The organism is Acinetobacter sp. V2, assembly GCF_001188385.1.
Taxonomy (GTDB): domain Bacteria; phylum Pseudomonadota; class Gammaproteobacteria; order Pseudomonadales; family Moraxellaceae; genus Acinetobacter; species Acinetobacter oleivorans.
The window spans coordinates 676,508-697,880 of sequence record NZ_JZFB01000001.1 but is presented as its reverse complement, the minus strand read 5'-3'; the positions used below and the strand labels follow the sequence as shown (position 1 = coordinate 697,880).

The following is a 21,373-nucleotide window of genomic DNA, read 5'->3' as shown; positions in this document are numbered from 1 at the left end:
GAAATAAGCGGATGTATGACGACGTTTTCCATTAATTAAAATTAGAGTTTGATCAGCAGATAATCCTCTAAGTGCAATACTTGGCGGAACCGATGCACCAAACCCACCTGCAGGAGAACTCGGTAAAGTCACTGAAGGAGACAGCCGTGTTAATGCTGCTGCAAGATCAGTTGCACCAGTCTCTTGTAACTCTTTGGCAGTTAAAATATCCACGGGTGCAGGTGCATCGAGAGAATTACTAATTGCTCGTCTAGAGCCTGTGACAACCACGGATTGTAATGTGATGGCATCCTCTTTCTCTGGCAAATTCTTTTGATCATTTGCCAAAGTAATTGAGGCAGTGAGTGTACTCAGTGCAAAAATTGAGGAGTGAAGAATGAATTGAGAAAAATATGTACGCATATTGGCTTCCTTAACGATCTAGAGCGATATAGCAAAGCCGATGCCAAATATTTTATTATTTATTATCAATATATTAACGAGGTTAAATAAAAGAATCATTGTTTAAATTTAAACAATGATTCAAAAAAATGTTTATAAAACTACAGTTGCGAAATTTACAAATCGCTTAAACAAGTTGGTTTTGTAAATATGATTGATATAACTGAAAGTAAGCTGACTGCTGCTGTATTAACTGCTCATGCGAACCTTCTTCTACGACATGACCATTTTCAATCACGACAATTTTGTCGGCCTCACGAATGGTACTCAGCCGATGTGCAATAACAATACAGGTTCTATTTTGGCATAAGCGTCTAAGTGCATATTGTATTTTTTGCTCGGTATAAATATCGATTGCAGAGGTAGCTTCATCTAGAATTAATATTTTGGGGTTTGCCAAATAAGCACGAACTAAACAAACAAGTTGCCTTTGTCCATGACTAAGATTTTTACCAAGCGCCCCAACTTCGGTTAAATAGCCTTGCGGCAGTTGTTGCAATATCTCGTCTGCCCCTAAGTCTTCAATAACTTGGATAAGTTTCTGGTCTGTAGCATCAGGTTGAACTAGACGTAAGTTATCTAAAATAGATCCACTAAATAAAACATTATCTTGTAAAACAATACTCACATGCTGTCTTAAACTTGCAAGATGAATACTTTGTATTGGATAACGGTCTAGAAAAATTCCACCCTGCTGGGGTTCATAAAATCTCGTTAGTAACTGAACCATGGTACTTTTGCCATGTCCTGTAGGGCCTACAATCGCAATTATTTTTCCAGCTTCAATGTCCAAATTAAAGTTTTGTAAAACAGGTTTGTGACTATAGGCAAAATCTACCGACTGAAATCGAATATGACCATTTAACTGTTCGAGTTTCACAGCATTCGGTTGTTCTTGAATCGTAGATTGAGTGTCTAAAAGTAAAAATATTCGTTGCGCACATGCTGCTCCATTGGCATAACGTTCAAATAGATCGGTCAGTTCCTGTAAGGGTGCTAAGAATAAAAACACATAGAAAATACTTTCTGCAAACTGTCCTATACTAATCATGCCGTCACTATAAGCATAACTACCAATCACAATGAATCCGGCAGTAGCTAGAGTCGAAAGCAAACCTGTAAAAGGAGCAAACCAACTGGTTCGCTTGCTGCCATAAATAATAGAATTATTAAAGTCTTTTAATAATTCTTGATAACGAGATTGATTGGTTTCAGTGTAATTTAACTGCTGAATGATTTTTGCTCCATTTACTGTTTCAACCAAATGAGCAGTAAATCGACTGCGTTCCTCCGCAACTCTTCCCCAATGTTTTTGTGATGACTTTTTAAAAATTGCAGTCATCCCAAATAAAATGGGTAACGTCGCAAATAAGCACCAGAAAAATGGTGGATAGATATGCCAAAGGAGTACTGAAGCTAATCCACAACGCAAAATTGCCGAAAGTAACTCTGGTGGCCCTTGTATTAAAACAGGCTCTAGTGTTTCGACATCACGATCGGCCCGTGAAATAATCCTGCCAGCCTTGGTACGATCAAAGTAACCAATATTTAAACTTTGGATATGCTGAAATAACGAACGTCTTAAACCATTAATTACTTTCAAAGCTGCTCGGCCTGAAAGGTATTTTGATACGCCTGCTAAAGCAAAACGACAAATCCAACTTAACGTTAAAATGCTAATCGCAATGAATAAAACAGGCTGATTCAATACCATTTTTCCAGCAATGTATTGAAAGCCCGAATCTAAAATATATTTCACTACCCAAGGCCGAACAAAAACGCTCATTACTTGTAAAATTTCTACTGCAATTAAAGCAAGCAGCAAGTAACGGATGGGATAAACTAAAGGAATAAGTTTTTTTAGCATGCCTCTATGAATTGAGACATTTGCCAAATTTTCTTCAATTTGTAGATCAGCTGATTTTGTAAATGGGCGGAAATTTTTAACACTAGTATTCATGCATCAATCTCCTGCTGCTCTAACTGAAACCCCATCAACTCTCGATAAAAAAAACAATCTTGAACCAATTCAGCATGTGTGCCTTGGGCAATAATATGCCCCTGATCAAGCACAATAACGCGATCAGATAAAGCAATCGTGGTTTGTTTATTAGAATTAATAATGATTGTTTTGTTTAAACGGTTTCTATTATCAGAAAGCGCTGATAGACGCTGTAAAACTTGTTTTTCTGTAGTCGCATCTAAGGCACTGGTAGAATCATCTAACGCTAAAATTGGCGAATTTTTTAAAATAGAACGGGCCAAGGCAAGTCGTTGTTTTTGTCCTCCAGACAAGGTAACGCCCTTGTCCCCAATCAACGTGTCTAAACCATGATCAAGTCGTTGTAATAGTTCAGATGCAGAAGCTAAATGTAAAGCCTCTTTCATCTCTTGCTCCGTTGCATCTTGTTTAGCAACTCTTAAGTTATCTGCCAGTGTGCCACTAAAAAAGAAATTTTCTTGAGGAATGATCTGAACCAAATGTCGTAATTCAAATAGGCTCAAATCTTTAATATTCGTCCATCCCATTTGCTCAGAACCAATCAAAACTTGCCCTTCTGTTGGGTCAATAAACCGATTGAGTAAATTCATCAAAGTCGTTTTACCTGAGCCTGTCTTACCGACAACAGTAACGATTTCACCTGCTCGAAATTCAACACTGCATTGCTTTAAAATAAAATTTTTTGTTGTTTTATCCTGAAAGCTGACATTTTCTAATTTAATGCTTAACTCATCACGCCATTGCAACGTTAGAGGATATTGTTGATCTTCAATTGCGGACTTCTCATCTAGCATTTGCCAGATTCTTGTTGCAGACGAACGCGCATCAGCAAAAATATGTAAGACCTGACCAATGCTTTCAATACGAAACACCAATAAATTTGCCATCAGAATGGCTGCAACAAATTGGCCTACTTGCAACTGATTTTGACCAATTAAATAAGCACCAAAAGCAATGACCCATAAGTAAGAACCCGCAATAATCACTTGCGGAATAGGCAAGCGTTTTGCACTTGTTTTGATGGTCTGAATGGAATGATGAATAAATAGATCTACGGCATGGTTAAAGCGTTGTAAGAGTTTCTCTTCGAGTTGAAAAGCTTTGACCACTCGAATTCCATTCACGCTCTCTGCCAAGGTATCGCTGACTTTTTCATATGCAGATGCAACTTGATGGTCCAGAACCACCAATTGATTGGTCAGTTTAAATAGAACCCAAAGCCCTAAAAAAATAAATAATAAAGGAACTAGGCCGAGCCAAGGATGATACCAACATAAGAGCCCAACGGTTACGGTAACAACCAAGCTTGACTCAAATACTTGACGCCAAAAATTGATGAGCGCTTCTTTTAATTTATCTGAATCACGTGTTGTACGAGATAATACTTCTCCTAGCCCATGTTTCCAGTGCCATGAAACATCTAAATGCTGTACTTGGCTAAAGATTCTTTCTCTTAAAATACTTAGCAGTTGCTGGCCAATGGTTAAAGCACTTAACCCTGCCAAATATTGAATAACAGCTCTAATACTGGCAATACTCGTAAGTAGAATGAACCAAAACCAAGGATTTAAGTGATCAGTGATAGCATGCTGAAATAATGTTTCTCGTTCACTATGTTTTAAGGTATCAATCGCATGTCCGATTGAATACTGTTGAAGTGCTAACCCAATATTTGCGATAACAAATAAGGTCGCCGTCAATAAGAAACGAAATGGCATAAAACGATATAAAGCCAAACTTCGTAATAATGGATAATTTTTAAACATAAAAGATAGTAAAAATTTAAGATTCCGTTTTATTGCGAGATTCATGCCAAATTAATGGCCTTAAAAAATATTTTAAATTATTGTTTTATATTGTTTTTATGCAGCACTATCTATGGGGGTGTTGTTTTTAAAACACCCGCGCAATTCTTGTGTTGTAATCCCAACAAAATTTGATATATCAACATCACAAAAAAAGATATTAAAAATAATTAATAAATATCAATAAATTAATGGGTGGCATCAATTTTGCTTTAAAGCATGAAAACCACAAAAGGATGTCACGATGACAACACTTCAAACTCAACCATTAAACACACTTTGGTATACACGTTGCCCTGTACCAACTGGTCTAGGCATTTCAATTCAAAAAGGTTGGCTCAAAGAAAAGTTTAATGAGCAACAGATTGAAATAAAATCAATTCGAGAATCAAACTCTAAAGATATTCGTAACTCTCATTTTAACCATACCCTTGCCAACTCAGTTCGACATGGCGGGAGTATCCCTGCAATCTGGGCATATGCATCGGGTCAAAAAACGAAAGTAATTGGCTTATCTTGGGCGGATGAAGTTCAATTGTTATTAACGCGCTACGATTCAAGCATCAAAACTGTTGCTGACTTAAAAGGCAAACGTTTTGGTATTCCACTGAATCAAGATGCAATTATTGATTTCTCACGTGCACAGGCGATTCGCGGTTTAGAAAATGCCTTAAAAACGGTAAATTTGAAGGTAAGCGATCTTGAGTTGGTCGATTGTTTACGAGCAGACATTTTAGCCGCCCAACAACAACAGCCTGAAGAAAATGATTCTAGTTTTTATGGTAATCGCAACAAAATTAATGCAAGTGCAGAGATCGTGGCATTAATTAAAGGTGATGTCGATGCTATTTTCCTAAAAGGTGCACACGCTGCGCAAATTGCTCATGATTTTGCTCTGCATACCATTATCGATATTGGCTCACATCCAGACCCTATTCTACGCTCTAATAATGGAACACCAAGAACGCTGACTGTTGATGAAGATTTTCTAAAACAATATCCAGAGCAAGCCCAAGCGATTGTCAATGCTGTTTTACAAGCAGAACAATGGGCACATGCACATGCCGATGAAACCCATCGTTATCTAGCAAAAGAATGTAATAGTAGTGAGCAATGGGTTCATGCAGCTTATGGTGCAGATGCGCATCTGAAACTCAACACTAACTTTGATGAGACTTCTATTGTTGCTTTACAAGACCTGAGTGACTTTCTCTATCGCTGGAACTTTATTCCTGCACAGATTAATGTTCGTGAATGGCTGGCGCAGGATATTTCTATTCAAGCTCAAGTAGCTTAATACCTCAAAACAAAAAGGTTGTCTTGATGACAACCTTTTTTACAACTTGATTTTATTAATTAAGCTGAGTTCAATAAGAAGTATGATACTCGGAAACGTCATCAGCAACCTGCACAATGTCCGCAAGATAATGTTTCTACGATACATTTGAAATAAATCCAAAAATGAACAGGTTTTGCTGATGACAATGGTTTTGCCTACTTTTGTCGAAACAAAAGTAGGTCGAGCCGACGGCTTATCCTAAAATTAGATGAGAACTTGGCAAGATTCCACCAAGATATTTTCTTCCATAAGTTATAGAAATATTTAAGTCGGATTCAGTTTAATTAAATTTAGTCACATTTTCCGCCTGCTTCTTTAGAAGTACGGAGTTGTATTCTCCTGGTGGAATATTATTTAAATAATAATTTCCAACATGATATAGTCGCCAGCGAATTGGATCATGCGTGGTGTGGGTTCGTGCATTTCGCCAGAAACGATCTAGATTCCATTTCGATAAGGTTGAACTTGCCCCGAGTAATCCAAAAATTTCACTCGAAATTTTTAAAGATGCGTGATCAGACTGACTTCGTGTAGCAGCAACCGATAAAATCAGTTCAGTTTGTAAGTCTTCATCTTCTACATTTGCCAAATGCTGTTCAAAAATCTGTGCTGAACGATCCAATAATGCCTCAGCCGAACGGACCAAAACAGCAAACTCACCAATTTGTTTGATGATATGAGATTCATGTGTAGGTGAATCGACGCCACTTTCTACCCATGGACGAGAATGATGTTGTAAATAATCAATCCCGCCTTGTAATGCCCCTTTGGCAATTCCTGTGTCCATTGCAGCATGTAAAATCTGAGGCCAAGTGAGTCCCGTACGTAAAACCGTGCCTAAACCGCCTGTATTTCGCTTGGCAACATAACGTTCATCAACAACCACATCTTTAAAATTAACAGTGCCACTGACACTATTATTTTGTCCGATTGCATCCCAGTCATCGAGCAACTCTACTCCCTCTGTGTCTCGATGAATTAAAATTGAAACTGGTCCATCATCACTACCAGCAAATAAAGAAATCCATTCTGCGAGTAAAGAGCCCGTAGAATAAAACTTACTGCCGTTTAGAATTAATTGTCCTTCCGCATTTCGTTCTACGCGTGTTTTATGCTGAAATTTATCTTTGCCACCCACTTCTGCAAGTGCATTGCCCAAACGTTTTCCACTTAATACATCGGTAAGTAATTGATCACGGATTTCATCGTCATAGCCTGTTAAAATTCCTCGAAACATAGTGAAGTGAATTTGTAATAACTGCCCTACACCACCATCGGCAGATGAAATAATTTTCACCACATTGACCAATGTTGAAATACTGGCACCTAAGCCTCCAAATTGCTTGGGCACAATTATCGCGGTTAAACCAGCTTCTGAAATTAAACGTGCCTGATCATAAGGTACTGTCTTGTTATAACTTGGATCTCGAGCAAATTGATTCAATTGATCTGCCACCTCTTTTGCAATCTCAAGTGCTTCTTGCTCGCTTTGAATATGTCTTACGCTACCTAATTCTAAAAAATTACGTTGGTTAATATCGTTCATTGTTAACTCCGGAAAATCTGTTCTTTTTTATGCGCTAACTTCAAGCACGTTGTTTTTAAACAAGCTTGGCGCATGGGTAAGCAAAGTTTTGGTATATATATGTTGAGGATGGCTCAGCACTTGGTCTGTTTCACCGTATTCAACAATATGTCCATTTTTTAATACGGCGACTCGATCTGCGATTGCACGAACAACCCCTAGGTTATGGGTCACAAATAGTAAGGTCACACCTTGCTGCTGAAGGTCTTGTAACAGTTTTAAAATAGATGCCTGAACTGAAACATCCAAAGCAGAGGTAATCTCATCACAAATCAAAACATCAGGTTGGCACAGCAACGCTCGCGCGATAGCCACACGTTGTCTCTCCCCACCCGATAAATCTCTAGGGTAGAGTTCTTGCACTTGGATAGGCAGAGAGACTTGTTTAAGTACCTGTGTGACTTTTTCTATGGCTTCTGGTCGAGATGCTCCAAAGAAATGCTGCACGACTTTAATTAAGGTCTGACCAATCGTATGCGCTGGATTCAAGGCTTTATAAGGGTTTTGAAAGATATATTGCAGTTTATGTCGCTGCTGCAAATGACGTTGTTGCCCACGCAATGACAAGACTTCATCTGCTAATGTAATTTGCCCATCTGCATTTTCATTCAGGCCAGCAATCACACGTGATAAAGTCGTCTTACCCGAACCTGATTCACCAACCAATGCTAAACATTCGCCTTTTTTGAGTTGAAATGAGATATCAAAAAGAGCCTGTTGCTGCCCATACCATGCATTAATATGTTCAACTTTTAGCAGTGCTTCTCGATCAGCTTCTCGTTCAATAACCTGATGATCAAGCTCTTTAAAATTAATCACGCCAACATGATCAGAATGGTGACAAGCAACAAAATGCGGGTCAAACTCATCTTTTAATTGAGTTAATTCAGGTTGTTTTTGACGGCATATGTCTGTGGCGAAAGTACAACGTACTGCAAAAGCACATCCGGCTGGACGCTCATTTGGTGAGGGTGCGTGTCCTTCAATTGGAGATAAATATTTACGAATGGCTACATCGGGAATGGCGTTAAGTAAACCTTGCGTATAAGGGTGTTTAGGGGTTTCAAATAGTTGGGTTAATACCGCATCTTCAGCAATTCGCCCTGAATATAAAACAATCACCCGATCTGCAATGTCTTTTACAACCGTTAAATCATGCGATACATAAATAGCAGCAACATTATATTCGCGGCATAATTTACGAATGATGTTCAACACCAATGTCTGTGTCGTCACATCTAAGGCGGTGGTTGGCTCATCTAAAACAATCAAACGTGGCTGTAGCAAGAATGCCAAGGCCAATAAAATTCGTTGTTGTTGTCCACCCGAAAGTTGATGGGGATAACGCTTGAGAAATAGCTCATCATGAGGTAACCCCACTTCATCTAAAATTTTGGCTACTTTCTGGTATTTTTCAGCACTTGATAACTGGGCCTGATGGACTTCTAATAATTCAAATAAATGTTGACCAATACTTAATGCTGGGTTGAGTGCTGTTCCAGGATCTTGGGCGACATGACTAATTTTATAACCACGAACCTGACGCAAAGCATGATCATCTAAACTGAGAATATCTTCATCATCCAGTTCAATTGTGCCTTGAATAATCTTGGCACCATGTCGTGCATAGCCCAATAAGGCACTCGATAATGTCGTTTTACCAGAACCACTCTCTCCGACCAGCCCTAGAACTTCACCTTCTCGCAAGCTAAATGAAATATTAGAAACGATATGCTTGCCAGTGTTTACCAATGCCACGGTTAAGTCTGTTACGGTCAATACTGTATTTTTAAATGTATTTGCCATGTTTATTTTTCCTCAATCCGAGCTGCTGCACGTCCAACTCCCTCTGCCAATACATTCGTTCCGAGTGCAAACAAAGCAATTAAAATGACAGGAGCAAACACAGCCCATGGTTGAACTAATAAACCAGCGCGATTTTCATTAATCATGAGTCCCCAATCTGCTGCTGGAGGTGCCACGCCATAACCCAGAAAAGCCAAACCTGATAACATGCCTACTGCCCATGTCAGCATCACACCAAGATGAATGAGTAACGGCGTCAACATATTGGGTAAAATTTCACGAAATAAAATATAGGTTTTTGAATAACCAAGAATTCGGGCGGCTTCGATATATTCCTGTTCCACTAAATTAAGCGCAACGCTTCGTGCAAGACGTACGACTCCAGGAATAAAAGCAATTGAAACCGTTAAAACAATGAGCCAAGGCTGTCGACCTAACATCGAAACAATAAGTAAGACCAAAATAAGATCGGGAAAGGCCATAAAAACATCAGTCAGCCAAGTCACGAACTGATCAATCTTATTTCGGGCAAAAGCAGCTAATATGCCTAAACTAGAACCAATCACTAATGCGACCAAACTAGCAGCCAGTGTCATCCAGATAATTGAAGCACCGCCAGCAAGTACACGTGACCAAACATCATGACCAATATAGTCATAACCTAAAAATGATTTTCCTTCGGGTGGCCCATAAGTCATGCCGACCAATGCCGTAGGTTCAAATGCAACAAATAACGGTCCAACCAGTGCGAAAATCAAAACTAGGGCTGTGACTACAAATCCAAAACGTACTTGTCTTTCACGAATTAATGTTTGAAAAAAGTTTCTTTGGTACCAATGAAGTGAGCTCATTTCCCACCTCCTTGCTGAATATTCTTTAAAGCATTGCGACGATCGACAGGTTTTACAGTAATTGGTCGGCCAGACTTCCATAACCGTAATGCCTGACGTCGCCCTGGCGAACGTGCTTTGTGTCTTTTTGCAGTTCGTATTTTTGGTGTGAGTAAAGTCGTGATTAAATCTGCAATTAAATTAACAACCACCACACAAATGGTGAGCAATAAAACGATTGCTTGAATAGTCGGGATATCCCTCATTTCGATTGCTGCATTGAGCGCATTACCAATACCGGGGTAACTGAAAACCACCTCAATAATGAGAGCACCACTCAGCAAAACTCGTATGGTCAATGCTGTACCCTGCACCACGGGAACTAAGGCATTTGGTAAAACATGTTTCCAAATAATCCGACGCTCAGGAATACCTCGCAGTCGCGCAGAGGTCACATATTCCGACTCTAGCGCATCAATCATAGAACCACGTACTAAACGCATCAGATATGGAATGAGTGATAAAGCTAAAGTTAAAATTGGTAAAATTAAAAATTCTAGCTGGCTATAAGGCGACTCATTAGGAATCAGCAACGATGCAGCTGGCAATATGTGTAAAACTGATGTTGAAAAAAACATCATTAACCAAATCGCAATAACAAACCCTGGCACCGCTTTAAACACAATAGAGCTAGAGACAATAATACGGTCGAGTTTGCTATCACGATGAAGCGAGAGCCACACACCTAACACGACTGAAAGTGGTACAGTAACAACAATCACGAGGCTCGTGAGTGCAACTGTGTTACCAAAATAATTCTGAATAATTTCTAAAACAGGCACATTGGAATCAATCGAGCGTCCAAAATTACCTTGCAACAATTGACTCAACCAATGCCAGTATTGAAGCAATATCGGATCATTTAATCCCAATTGTTCACGAAGTATTTGTACCGTCGCTTCAGGCGCTTCTGGTCCTAAGATGACACGAGCTGGGTCAGATGGAAGTGCTTGTGTAGCAATAAAAACAATGAGACTAATAACAAATACAACCAATACCCCTGACACCAAACGTGTCAAAAACCAAGGTAACCATGCAGGAAACTCAAATGACTTGGCAATTGTTGGTTGTTGAATAGATGCTTCTATTTTGCTGGATTGAATTGTCATATCGGTTACCCTCTACGCCAGAATTCATCTGTACGCCACGCAGCAAAGCCTGTGCGATCAGGCGTTACACCACCAATTTGGTTCGAATGTGCATCAAGGACATTATTAAAGCCCCAAATGAGTAAACCACCTTGCTCATGTTGAATATGCTGTGCTTCATGAACCAGAACTTTTCGTTTTTCCAAATCGGGTTGTTGCAATGCTGCATGCACTAGTTCCGTAAAGCGCTCATTTTTAAAACGAGTTTTATTATTTGCCGCACTCGGCCCATCAATTTGCAAGACTGTTAATAAGAAAGGACGTGAAACGTTTGAGCCTGTACTAAATGCCCAATCTTGTTTTACTGCATCCGCAAAAGTAGCAGCTTCAACCTGTTTAACATTAACAATGACACCTGCCTGAGCAGCATGTTGAGCAAAAACTAATGCAGCATTGCTATCTGGGCCTGTATATAAATCGACAGTCAAACTGTTATTAAAACCAGCTTCTTTGAGTAGCGCTTTTGCTTTATTTAAATCTTGCTTGCGCTGAGCAATACTGTGGTCATATACAGGATCGCTAAACGAATAAAGGTCATTTGCAACTCGTCCTTGCCCAGCTAAAGCCCGTTTAACTAAATCATCTCTATTGGCAATCAATCTAAAAGCTTGTCTTACCCGAGGATCATTGAACGGCGCTTTAGACGTGTTCATATCAAATGATTGCCAAGCATCGGTTTCCGATGAAACTAGATTTAGCCGTTTATTAGATTGAATTAAAGCAATATGCTCGGCACTTACCCCTGAAGCAATGTCAATTTGACCAGATTGCAAAGCAGCAAGACGCCCTGTTTGATCCTTAAAATCAATAATTTCTATTGCATCGGCATAAGGTTGATTTTCTTTCCAGTAATTTTCAAAACGTACAAAACGTGAACGCTGACCGGGTGTAAAACTTTCCAGCTTAAAGGGACCAGCGCCGACTACATTTTTAATTGGGTCATAATCTGTAGGAACAATGCCACCCCAGCTCATCCATGCTTCTGGTAACGCAACCAATCCCTTTCCTTGAGAAAAAGGAATTTCAACGGTGTATTCATCGCGCTTTTTAATTGCATCTCTTTGCAAAGAATAAAGATAAGCTGCAAATGGTGAGGCAAGTTTGGGGTCGGTTAATCGCCGTAAAGAGAAAATAACATCATCGGCTGTAATAGTTTTACCGTGGTGAAATTCGAGTCCTTTTTTTAAGCGAATAGTCCATCTCGTTCCGTCATTATTGGGTTCAGCAAATTCAGCAAGGGCAAGTTTTGGCTGAATATCTCTGCCCCATTCCCATAACTTTGCATATAAAGGCCAGCCTCTAAACGCACTGGAAATACCAATAGGTTTATGTGCATCTAAATTGCCTGCTTGGTTACCATTAATCACTCCAATTTTGATAACACCACCTTTTTTCGGCGTATCATTTTGGGGTGAAGCCGCAGTAGCGCTTTCAGAAGATGAAGAATCGGGCTTAGAACATCCTATAAGGCTCATTGCAGCAAAAGCGCCAACACCTAATCCAGTCTGTTTAATGAGTTCTCTACGTGTAATTTTATTCATGCCTTCTCCCTTAAACCACGACTTCTTGATTCAAGAGGGAATCAATGGATGAATTTCTATTTAGCTTAGGTAACTCAAAACCATGATCTAGCTCTAATAATGGGAACAATAAATCTGCTACCCGATAGGCTTCTCCAATTAACGGAAAACCAGACAAGATAAAGGCTGATACACCATAGCTTTCGTATTCTTTAATCCGTTTGGCAATATTTTCAGCACTACCCACTAAGGCAGTCCCTGCGGCTGGGTTTAAAATATCGAAACCAAATAAAGATGGGCCAGTCCAAACATTAGGATAAATTTCAAAATCTTTAGCTTGTGGCAAAACCCCTTGTCGTAATTGTTCTAAGTTTTTCTGAATAGATGGGTTGTTACTTTGATAACTCTCAAAACTTTCATTTGGAGGAAGCTGTCGTTTAACAGCTTCGATTGCATAATTTACATCAATCTTGTCAAGTAACGACTGAGCATATTGCCAAGCTTCTTCTTCTGTTTCCCGAACAATAATTTGTAATCGAGTCCCAAATTCTAAAGTTCGGCCAATTTTTGCTGCCTCAGCCGCAACCTTGCTAAACTTTTCTCCAAGTAATGGCGGTGTATTCGCAAAACTTAAATACACATCTAATAATTCAACAGAATGTTGAACGCCTTTGGCAGAAGTTCCTGCTCCCCACAAAGGAACACCTTGTTTTTGAGTTGGACCACGCCATTTGGACATTGGAGATCCACCCTCTAATCGTGGAGCAATTTGAATAAACTCGCCCTCAAATCCAGAGGTATCACCTAAGTAGTTTTGTTGAAATGCATTCCAGTATTCTTTACTAAAGTCATAACGTTCATCATGAGTATAGTGAATGCCTAAAGCTGCTAAACCCTTATCATTTCCATTGACGACATTAAATAACAAACGCCCTTTAGAAAATACATCAAACGTTTGTGCATATTTTGCCAAAACTGCTGGCTGGACTTCTCCGGGATGTTGGGCAACCAGAAACTTTAAACGTTCAGTAAATGGAATTAAACTTGCAGCAACAGCAAGTGTTTCATACTCACTTGTACCCATGAGTGAACCGTAAAAACCAAGTCGATCTGCGGTAATCGCAATCTGTTGCAAGTGTTCATAATCGGTATCCCACCGCCCAGATTCTAACCAAGGATATGGCCCATCTGGAGAAGTGAGATACCATAAAAGTTTTACAGCCATAGTATTCTCGATCTTTATTTTTAAATCTTTATCTAATTCAGGGGAAGTAAGCCCAGCGATTTTGCTTTTTCAGTCAATCCGCTCATTTTCCATTGCTGATGTAAAACCCCTTGCCCATATTCTCGGCTGCCACCGACTAATTCAGCGAGCAGCTGAATTTGAGCACCTTCTTCAAGCAATAAAATAAATTCAGCAGTTTCCTGTAGCCCTTGGCGTCCCCATACAGTTGCTCCGCCATTGGCTTCTAAGATGGCCCGATGTTCAATATCAACTTTGAGCTGATCTAAAATAAAATCCACTTCAGCTTGACGGCGATCAATGTAAATCGGCAACTCTTTAAACAAATGAAAGCGCTGAACAGGCACATAACGAATCGGTAAAGTGCGATGGGTTTGAGCCCAAGCGCCTAAATTCGGCGCGTGTACATGAGATATTGTGGTGACATCTGCATGCTCTTTAAAAAGCTTGTTATAGCGGCCACCTGCACTTTTTCTTCCCAGTAAAACTTCACCATCAATTGTCTCCACCAATACTTTGCTTTTTTTATCTTTAGACCACGGCCCTGCATAGTTAAAAGTGACTAAGGTATTTTCAGGTCCACGTTCAACAAAATTAACTGTTCCGTTTGCAGTAATTGTTCTTGTTTCACGGAATACTTCAAAAGTAAATTCAGCTTTTTCACGGTTCAATTCGATAAAGTCATTGAGTTCGCGAGACAATGGCGTTTGAATAAGTGTTGTCATGATCAAATCCTCTTTAAAAATTTTTATTTTGACGGCGTTTTAAAACTTCGAGTAAAGGACGATGATCAACCCATGTTTCAATATCGACGTCGCGCTCTAAGAAGCCATGCAACCAAAGAAAATCTTTTTGTTGTTTTAAAAGCTCTAAACGCTCTACACTTAGTGAGGGATGTAAAGACTTATGAAAATTATTTCGATAGGCTGTCGCAACACTCTCTGCCCCTGCAATCGTTTCATCTTCTAAAATGACCAAGACCTCATCTAAGTGATCTTGTGCCCAATCGGCTGTATCAAACAACTCTTCAAGAAAATCGACCACCACATCAAAGTGATCTTCTAATAGATCTTCATGGACGGTAATTGGACGAGGTGTGCCGTTATTAACACGAGAAGTCACATCTTCAAATTTATCTAAATCAATCCCAACTTTAAGGCCGCGTTTAGTTGCTGCTTCAACAGCAGATGCTCCTTTTACATACACAGCATCAACTTCACCTGTAATTAATGCGTCTAGACCTGACCAATACGTGCTCGCATCACGATTCTCTTTAGATCCTGCACGCTCAGGTACTTCAATAAAATTCACATCTCTGAAAGTGAGATTGGCAAGTTGTAAAGCACCACGAATACCTTGCAATGACATGGCTCTAAAAATACTGCCAGCACGTTTGTCAGCATATTCTGGTAAAGCTACTTTCGCATTTTTTAAATGCTCTGGCTGACTAATATCTGAATCAGGTCGCACAATAATGACTTGCCACTCATCAATCCAAGTCAATCCAATGAGTCGGCTGGGCGCGCCTTCAGAGCGTGCAGCTAACGCAGGTACATTTCCACCTTCTCGGAACAGAGCTGGCAATTGATGATCAAAATGATGAACCGATAAACCTTTACGCGCATCTTGCAAGACGGCAACATCAATGCCGTGCTTTTCAAACTTTTTAACCAAAGTACCGCGTTTTAATGAAATACCTGTTGCTGTAGGCACTGGACATCGAGTGACCCAAATTTCAGACAGGATGTTTTTTACAAATTCTTTAGAATTTTCTTTTTTATCTACTACAAGTGACATACGGATTCCTTAGGATAATTCCACTTTCATCACTTACATTGAGCAGCTTTTATGCCAATTTAATTTATTGTTTATTTTCAATTATTTATGTTAATACTACAAGATTATAAATGTTTATATTTCATCATTTTTCAATGCCAGTGTTGTTTTATCAACATTTACTTCAGGTAAACATAACTTCCAAAATGCAAAAATATACGATCAGCTATCTTAGTACTCGCTGGAATGCGACTTGAAGCTTTAGTACATGGCCGAAATAAGCTTGATGACGATGTCGCTAAAATAAATATTTCTTTATTCGGATAGTTATAGAACTTAACTAAATGTTGTTGCCTGCAAATAAGCCTACGACCAAACTTCTTTAACTCTAAAGCTACATGAATATTCATTATGCTTTTATCTCAAATAGTGCACTTCTTTTAAATAATTTTTAAAGATGTCGCGTTTAAACATTGCTACGCTTTTCTCTAACTCATATCTCTAATTAATATTGTTCAGTCTTAAAAAATCGTACATATTTAAATTGTAGTTAGAAAAATATGTTTCACTCCTCAATATATTAAAAAAGTGTGATAAGTTTCAATGTATTTGCAATGCGATAATAATTTTTAATGAATAAAGTGTAATTAATTTTTAATAAAGCTAAATTAGTCACATTTTAAATAAAATTGGTATCTTATTTATCTGTAGTAATTTTGCAATATAAACACCAGAACCAAATTAATAAATTACATATTTATTAAATATTTAATCATATATCATATAATGTTTTTACACTCGTCTATTTATTTGTTAATCTTTAATTTTAAAAAATATATAAATATCAATAAGTTAAATTAATTATATTTATTTTTAAATAATTACGGGATTAATGTGATTTAAGAATTTTAACTATTACATTATTTAAAATGGTTAATGTGATTTATATCACATGAAAATTAATAATTTTTTTTGATTTAAACTTAATGATTGTTTTTGAATTAAAAATATTGTATCAAATATATATAAACTATTTTATAAATAGGTATATAAAATGAAAAATAATATTTTTAAACTTCTTATTCTGATGGTGCTTTCCACTTCCCCATTATTTTGTTATGCAAATAACACAATAATGATAAGAGGAAATATTGTTGAAGATACATGCTCAACACAGCATAGCGAGATAGAATGTGTTGAGGTAAACAATTTAAATATTAAACTTGATAGTGAATATTTAAATAAAAATAGTCTTTCTAACCTAGCTCAACATACTGAGAAAATGGACACTAGCATTGAAAGTATAGGTTCTAATCGCAAAGTGGTGGTTATCAACTATCACTAACTTAATAAGGCGTAGCTTTTGAGGCTACTCCTACAATAAGTATGATTTAAGAGTGATTTGTCGAATTCATCGCACATTCTGATGAATTAAATGATGAGTCGCTCTTTTTTCATAAAAAATGACTATTTGTATGTTTTTTCTATATACATATGCATAAATTATTCTATATAATTGTATTGTAAGAATTTAAGCTTATTTTTCACATAATTTGTTCAATTCTTTCTTATTTACATAGTGTTCTTATGTAACTTACTTATCTGTGTATCTCTTCTTTTTTCGAAAAAACAAAAATTATTTATAAACAGCTATATAGCCTGTAAAAGGCAGTCTTGAAGCATTTGTTTTTAGTGTGATTTAATTTTTATTATGAAAAAATAATGTGATCTAGTTTGCATTTTGTTTAAGAAGTGTTAATATCGCCGCATTACTTTTCAAGATGTCAAACACTGGAAAAGTAAGGAAATAAACTTTTATCCAGACTTTTGAGAAAACACTATGAAAAAACTTGCTTTGATCGCTGCTCTTTCGGTTGTAGGGATTGCGAATGCTCAAGCTGCTGATGGTACAATTACAATTAATGGTTTAGTTACAGACAAAACTTGTGACATCGTTACTCCAGCTGGTAAAGACTTCACAGTTACTCTTCCAACTGTTTCTAAGCAAACTTTAGCTGTTGCTGGGGATGTTGCTGGTCGTACTCCTTTCCAAATCAACTTAGCTAACTGTTCACAAGGTAAAGTAGCTACTTACTTCGAACCAGGTGCAACTGTTGACTTCAATACTGGTCGTTTACTTAACCAAGACGCTACTGGTGCTAAAAACGTTAACGTTCAACTTTTAGGTAGCAACAACAACTTCATCCCAGTTCTTGCTGCGGGTGCAAACGGTGCTCAAGCTAACTCTCAATGGGTTGACGTAGCTGAAGGCGCAAGTGCTGACCTTAACTACTATGCTGAATACTATGCAACTGGCGCTTCTACTGCTGGTAAAGTAACTACTTCTGTTCAATACACAATTATCTATCAATAATTAATTGATAGCGGGGTTTCTGTGTCCGCATGGAAACCCTGTTTTGTGTAACACTTTCCTGAATCTTTGTTGGTTGAGAACTCGAAAAATGAAATTGAACAGTTATAATTTTTTGTTAGGTTTGGCATTTGCTTCGTCAGTTGTTGCACCTGCTACTCAAGCAGAAATTGTAATTCATGGCACCCGTGTGATTTATCCTTCGGATGCTCGCGAAGTTACGCTACAAGTTAGCAATAACGGTTCAAAGCCAGCACTTGTCCAAGCTTGGATTGATGAAGGTGACCCAAAAAGTACGCCCGACCAATCAAAAGTTCCTTTTATGATTGCTCCTCCAATTTCTCGTGTTGAAGCTACAAAAAGTCAGACCCTTCGTATTACAGCTTTACCAAATGCTTCTCAGTTAAATCAGAAGCAAGAAACGGTTTTATGGTTGAATATTTTAGACATTCCACCAAGACCTACTTCAAAAAGTGAAGATACGACACCTGATAATTTCTTACAGCTTGCGATTCGTTCAAGAATTAAATTCTTCTATCGTCCAGCTTCGATCAAAGACGATGCGAATTTAGCATCAGATAAGCTTCAATGGGTTAAATCTGGTCAAAATTTAACGGTAAAAAATCCTTCCCCTTTTCATATTACGCTGACTTCTGTTTACCAAAAGGCAGGTGATAAAAAAGTTGATTTATTACCTCAAGGGCTAATGATAAAGCCTTTTTCTGAAGCGTCAGTTCAGCTTAAGAATGGCAATCTTCAAGATATGAGTTTTATTAATGTCAATGACTACGGTGGTCGCGTTGAGCACCAAATAAAACTTCAGTAATCAGATTTATCTTTTTAATAAATTTAAGCACCTATATGTGTAGGCGGACTTAGCTATGCCAAAAAAAAGGCAAGAATCTTATAAATTATTAAAACGCCATATTTGTTACTACTTGGCTTCTGGTGTTGTCACAATGACAATGCCTGTATTCGTGCATGCTGAAGAAACAACTACGAGTGCTCCCGTAGAGGCTGAATTTGATTCTGCTTTTTTAATTGGAGATGCTCAAAAAGTTGACATTTCTCGTTTTAAATATGGTAACCCTGTTTTACCTGGCGAATACAATGTTGATCTATACGTAAATGGTCAATGGTTTGGTAAACGTCGTATGGTCTTTAAAGCATTAGATCCTAATAAAAATGCAGTAACATGCTTTACAGGAAATACTCTTGCTGAATACGGCGTTAAACAAGATGTTTTGTCAAAGCATACTACCCTTCAAAAAGAGAATAATAGTTGTTATAAAATTGAAGAGTGGGTTGAAAATGCATTTTATGAGTTTGATACCTCTCGTTTACGTGTAGATATTTCGATTCCTCAAGTTGCTTTACAAAAGAATGCGCAAGGCTATGTCGACCCAAGTGTATGGGATCGAGGTATTAATGCTGGTTTTCTATCTTATAGTGGTAGTGCCTACAAAACATTTAGCCAGTCTAATGATCGAAGTGAAACAACAAACGCATTTATGGGCGTGACTGCTGGGCTAAACATTGCAGGCTGGCAATTACGTCATAATGGCCAGTGGCAATGGCAAGATACGTCTGCTGAAAATCAATCTAAATCGAATTATCAAGAAACAAGTACTTACTTACAACGTGCATTCCCTAAATACCGCGGTGTTTTAACCCTAGGTGATAGTTTTACAAACGGCGAAGTATTTGACTCTATTGGTTATCGTGGTATCGATTTCTCTAGTGATGATCGAATGCTACCAAATAGTATGCTTGGTTATGCTCCGCGTATCCGTGGTAATGCAAAAACCAATGCAAAAGTTGAAGTTCGTCAACAAGGCCAACTTATCTATCAAACAACTGTTGCACCAGGTAACTTTGAGATTAATGACCTTTACCCTACTGGTTTTGGTGGGGAAATTGAGGTTTCTATTATTGAAGCAAATGGCCAAGTACAAAAATTTTCGGTTCCATATGCTTCAGTTGTACAAATGTTACGTCCAGGTGTAAACCGTTATTCTTTAACTGTAGGTCAGTTCCGAGATCAAGATATCGATCTTAATCCTTGGGTGGTTCAAGGTAAATACCAACAAGGTATTAACAACTACCTAACAGGTTACACGGGCATACAAGCTACAGAAAATTATGCTGCTGTATTATTGGGTGCTGCTTTTGCCACACCAATTGGTGCTGTTGCGTTAGATGTTACCCACTCTGAAGCTGACTTTGAAAAGCAGTCATCACAATCTGGACAAAGTTTCCGTTTAAGTTATAGCAAACTAATTACTCCGACTAACACCAACTTAACACTAGCAGCTTATCGTTACTCAACAGAAAACTTCTATAAATTACGTGATGCTCTACTTATTCGCGATTTAGAAGAAAAAGGCGTAAATACCTATGCTGCTGCCGGCCATCAGCGTAGTGAATTCCAAATTACTTTGAACCAAGGGTTACCTGAAGGTTGGGGTAACTTCTATGTAGTAGGTTCTTGGGTTGACTATTGGAACCGTAGCGAAAGTACTAAACAGTACCAAATTGGTTATAGCAATAACTACCATGGTTTAACTTATGGTTTATCTGCAATTAACCGTAAGGTTGAGTATGGTTCAAATGATGCGTCACATGATACTGAATATTTAATGACGCTTTCATTCCCAATTAACTTCAAGAAGAACTCAGTCAACGTCAACGTTACTGCTTCTGAAGACAGCCGTACTGTTGGTGCCAGCGGAATGGTGGGTGATCGCTTTAGCTATGGTGCCTCGGTGTCGCATCAAGACTATGCAAATCCTACATTTAACGCAAATGGTCGTTATCGTACTAACTATGCAACTGTTGGTGGTTCTTATAGTATTGCTGACTCTTACCAACAAGCAATGGTTAGCTTAAGTGGTAGTGTGGTTGCACATTCAGATGGTATTTTATTTGGACCTGAGCAAGGCCAAACGATGGTACTTGTGCATGCACCTGATGCAGCTGGAGCAAAAGTTAATAATACCGTCGGTTTGAGTGTAAATAAGGCTGGTTATGCGGTTATTCCATATGTAACGCCTTATCGCCTGAATGACATTACTCTTGATCCACAAGAAATGTCGAGCCAAGTAGAACTTGAAGAAACAAGTCAACGTATTGCACCTTTTGCTGGCGCAATTGCTAAAGTAGATTTTACAACTAAAACTGGTTATGCAGTTTACATTAATAGTAAAACAGCAGATGGCAACAGTTTACCGTTTGCAGCTCAAGTCTTTAACCAAAAAGATGAAGCTGTAGGTATTGTTGCACAAGGTAGTATGATTTACTTACGTACTCCACTCGCTCAAGATCGTCTCTATGTGAAATGGGGTGATGAAAGTAATGAGCGTTGTTCAGTTGAATATAACATTAGTAATCAGTTGCAAAATAAGCAACAAAGCATGGTAATGACTGAGGCTGTCTGCAAATGAAAAG

The 21,373-nt window shown here is 38.2% G+C and carries 16 protein-coding genes; 5 read left to right on the top strand and 11 right to left on the bottom strand.

The window, feature by feature from the left end:
* The 3 genes from UC75_RS19950 to UC75_RS03195 form a co-directional block, all read right to left on the bottom strand.
* The coding region (locus tag UC75_RS19950; RefSeq protein ID WP_228137048.1) for a TonB-dependent receptor plug domain-containing protein at positions 1–402 on the bottom strand (402 nt) is incomplete at its 3' end.
* A 166-nt stretch (positions 403–568) separates the two neighbouring features.
* Entirely contained in the window at positions 569–2,401 is a 1,833-nt protein-coding gene (locus UC75_RS03200; protein ID WP_049836661.1) for an ABC transporter ATP-binding protein, read from the bottom strand.
* Positions 2,398–4,209, bottom strand: a complete 1,812-nt coding sequence (locus UC75_RS03195) for an ABC transporter ATP-binding protein (RefSeq protein WP_128825122.1) — start codon at positions 4,207–4,209, stop codon at positions 2,398–2,400. Before UC75_RS03195 ends, UC75_RS03200 begins: the two co-directional genes overlap by 4 nt.
* A 283-nt stretch (positions 4,210–4,492) precedes the next feature.
* Here UC75_RS03195 and UC75_RS03190 point away from each other — a divergent pair, with 283 nt between their 5' ends.
* Positions 4,493–5,545, top strand: a complete 1,053-nt coding sequence (locus tag UC75_RS03190) for an ABC transporter substrate-binding protein (RefSeq protein WP_049836659.1) — start codon at positions 4,493–4,495, stop codon at positions 5,543–5,545.
* A gap of 322 nt (positions 5,546–5,867) precedes the next feature.
* Here the strand turns inward: UC75_RS03190 and UC75_RS03185 are convergent, their stop codons facing one another.
* From UC75_RS03185 to UC75_RS03150, 8 genes are read right to left on the bottom strand one after another with little or no spacing between them, the layout of a single operon-like run.
* On the bottom strand, positions 5,868–7,133 hold the full coding sequence (locus UC75_RS03185; RefSeq protein ID WP_049836658.1) for an acyl-CoA dehydrogenase family protein: 1,266 nt from the start codon (positions 7,131–7,133) through the stop codon (positions 5,868–5,870).
* A 27-nt stretch (positions 7,134–7,160) separates the two neighbouring features.
* Complete coding sequence (locus UC75_RS03180; RefSeq protein ID WP_049836657.1) at positions 7,161–8,978, bottom strand: ABC transporter ATP-binding protein; 1,818 nt, start codon at positions 8,976–8,978, stop codon at positions 7,161–7,163.
* A 2-nt stretch (positions 8,979–8,980) separates the two neighbouring features.
* A complete protein-coding gene (locus UC75_RS03175) occupies positions 8,981–9,829 on the bottom strand; it encodes an ABC transporter permease (RefSeq protein ID WP_000096369.1) in 849 nt (282 codons plus the stop codon).
* Positions 9,826–10,977 (bottom strand): ABC transporter permease, encoded by a 1,152-nt coding sequence (locus tag UC75_RS03170; protein WP_049836656.1) that lies wholly within the window; start codon positions 10,975–10,977, stop codon positions 9,826–9,828. Before UC75_RS03170 ends, UC75_RS03175 begins: the two co-directional genes overlap by 4 nt.
* 5 nt (positions 10,978–10,982) lie before the next feature.
* Positions 10,983–12,557 (bottom strand): ABC transporter substrate-binding protein, encoded by a 1,575-nt coding sequence (locus tag UC75_RS03165; RefSeq protein WP_049836655.1) that lies wholly within the window; start codon positions 12,555–12,557, stop codon positions 10,983–10,985.
* Positions 12,558–12,567: 10 nt separating this feature from the next.
* Positions 12,568–13,761 (bottom strand): LLM class flavin-dependent oxidoreductase, encoded by a 1,194-nt coding sequence (locus UC75_RS03160; RefSeq protein ID WP_049836654.1) that lies wholly within the window; start codon positions 13,759–13,761, stop codon positions 12,568–12,570.
* A 32-nt stretch (positions 13,762–13,793) separates the two neighbouring features.
* Positions 13,794–14,504, bottom strand: a complete 711-nt coding sequence (locus UC75_RS03155; protein WP_049836653.1) for a class II aldolase/adducin family protein — start codon at positions 14,502–14,504, stop codon at positions 13,794–13,796.
* A 13-nt stretch (positions 14,505–14,517) separates the two neighbouring features.
* Entirely contained in the window at positions 14,518–15,576 is a 1,059-nt protein-coding gene (locus tag UC75_RS03150) for an ABC transporter substrate-binding protein (protein WP_049836652.1), read from the bottom strand.
* 1,033 nt (positions 15,577–16,609) lie between these two features.
* Between UC75_RS03150 and UC75_RS03145 the strand changes: the two genes are divergently transcribed.
* From UC75_RS03145 to UC75_RS03130, 4 genes are all read left to right on the top strand, one after another.
* Positions 16,610–16,900 (top strand): hypothetical protein, encoded by a 291-nt coding sequence (locus UC75_RS03145; protein WP_049836651.1) that lies wholly within the window; start codon positions 16,610–16,612, stop codon positions 16,898–16,900.
* A 495-nt stretch (positions 16,901–17,395) separates the two neighbouring features.
* Positions 17,396–17,929, top strand: coding sequence for a fimbrial protein (locus tag UC75_RS03140; RefSeq protein ID WP_000731819.1), 534 nt, complete (start codon positions 17,396–17,398; stop codon positions 17,927–17,929).
* An 88-nt stretch (positions 17,930–18,017) separates the two neighbouring features.
* A complete protein-coding gene (locus UC75_RS03135) occupies positions 18,018–18,752 on the top strand; it encodes a molecular chaperone (protein ID WP_005305239.1) in 735 nt (244 codons plus the stop codon).
* Positions 18,753–18,807: 55 nt separating this feature from the next.
* The gene (locus UC75_RS03130; protein ID WP_049836650.1) at positions 18,808–21,369 is read left to right on the top strand and encodes a fimbria/pilus outer membrane usher protein; all 2,562 of its coding nucleotides are present in this window, start codon (positions 18,808–18,810) and stop codon (positions 21,367–21,369) included.
* Positions 21,370–21,373 lie beyond the last annotated feature (4 nt).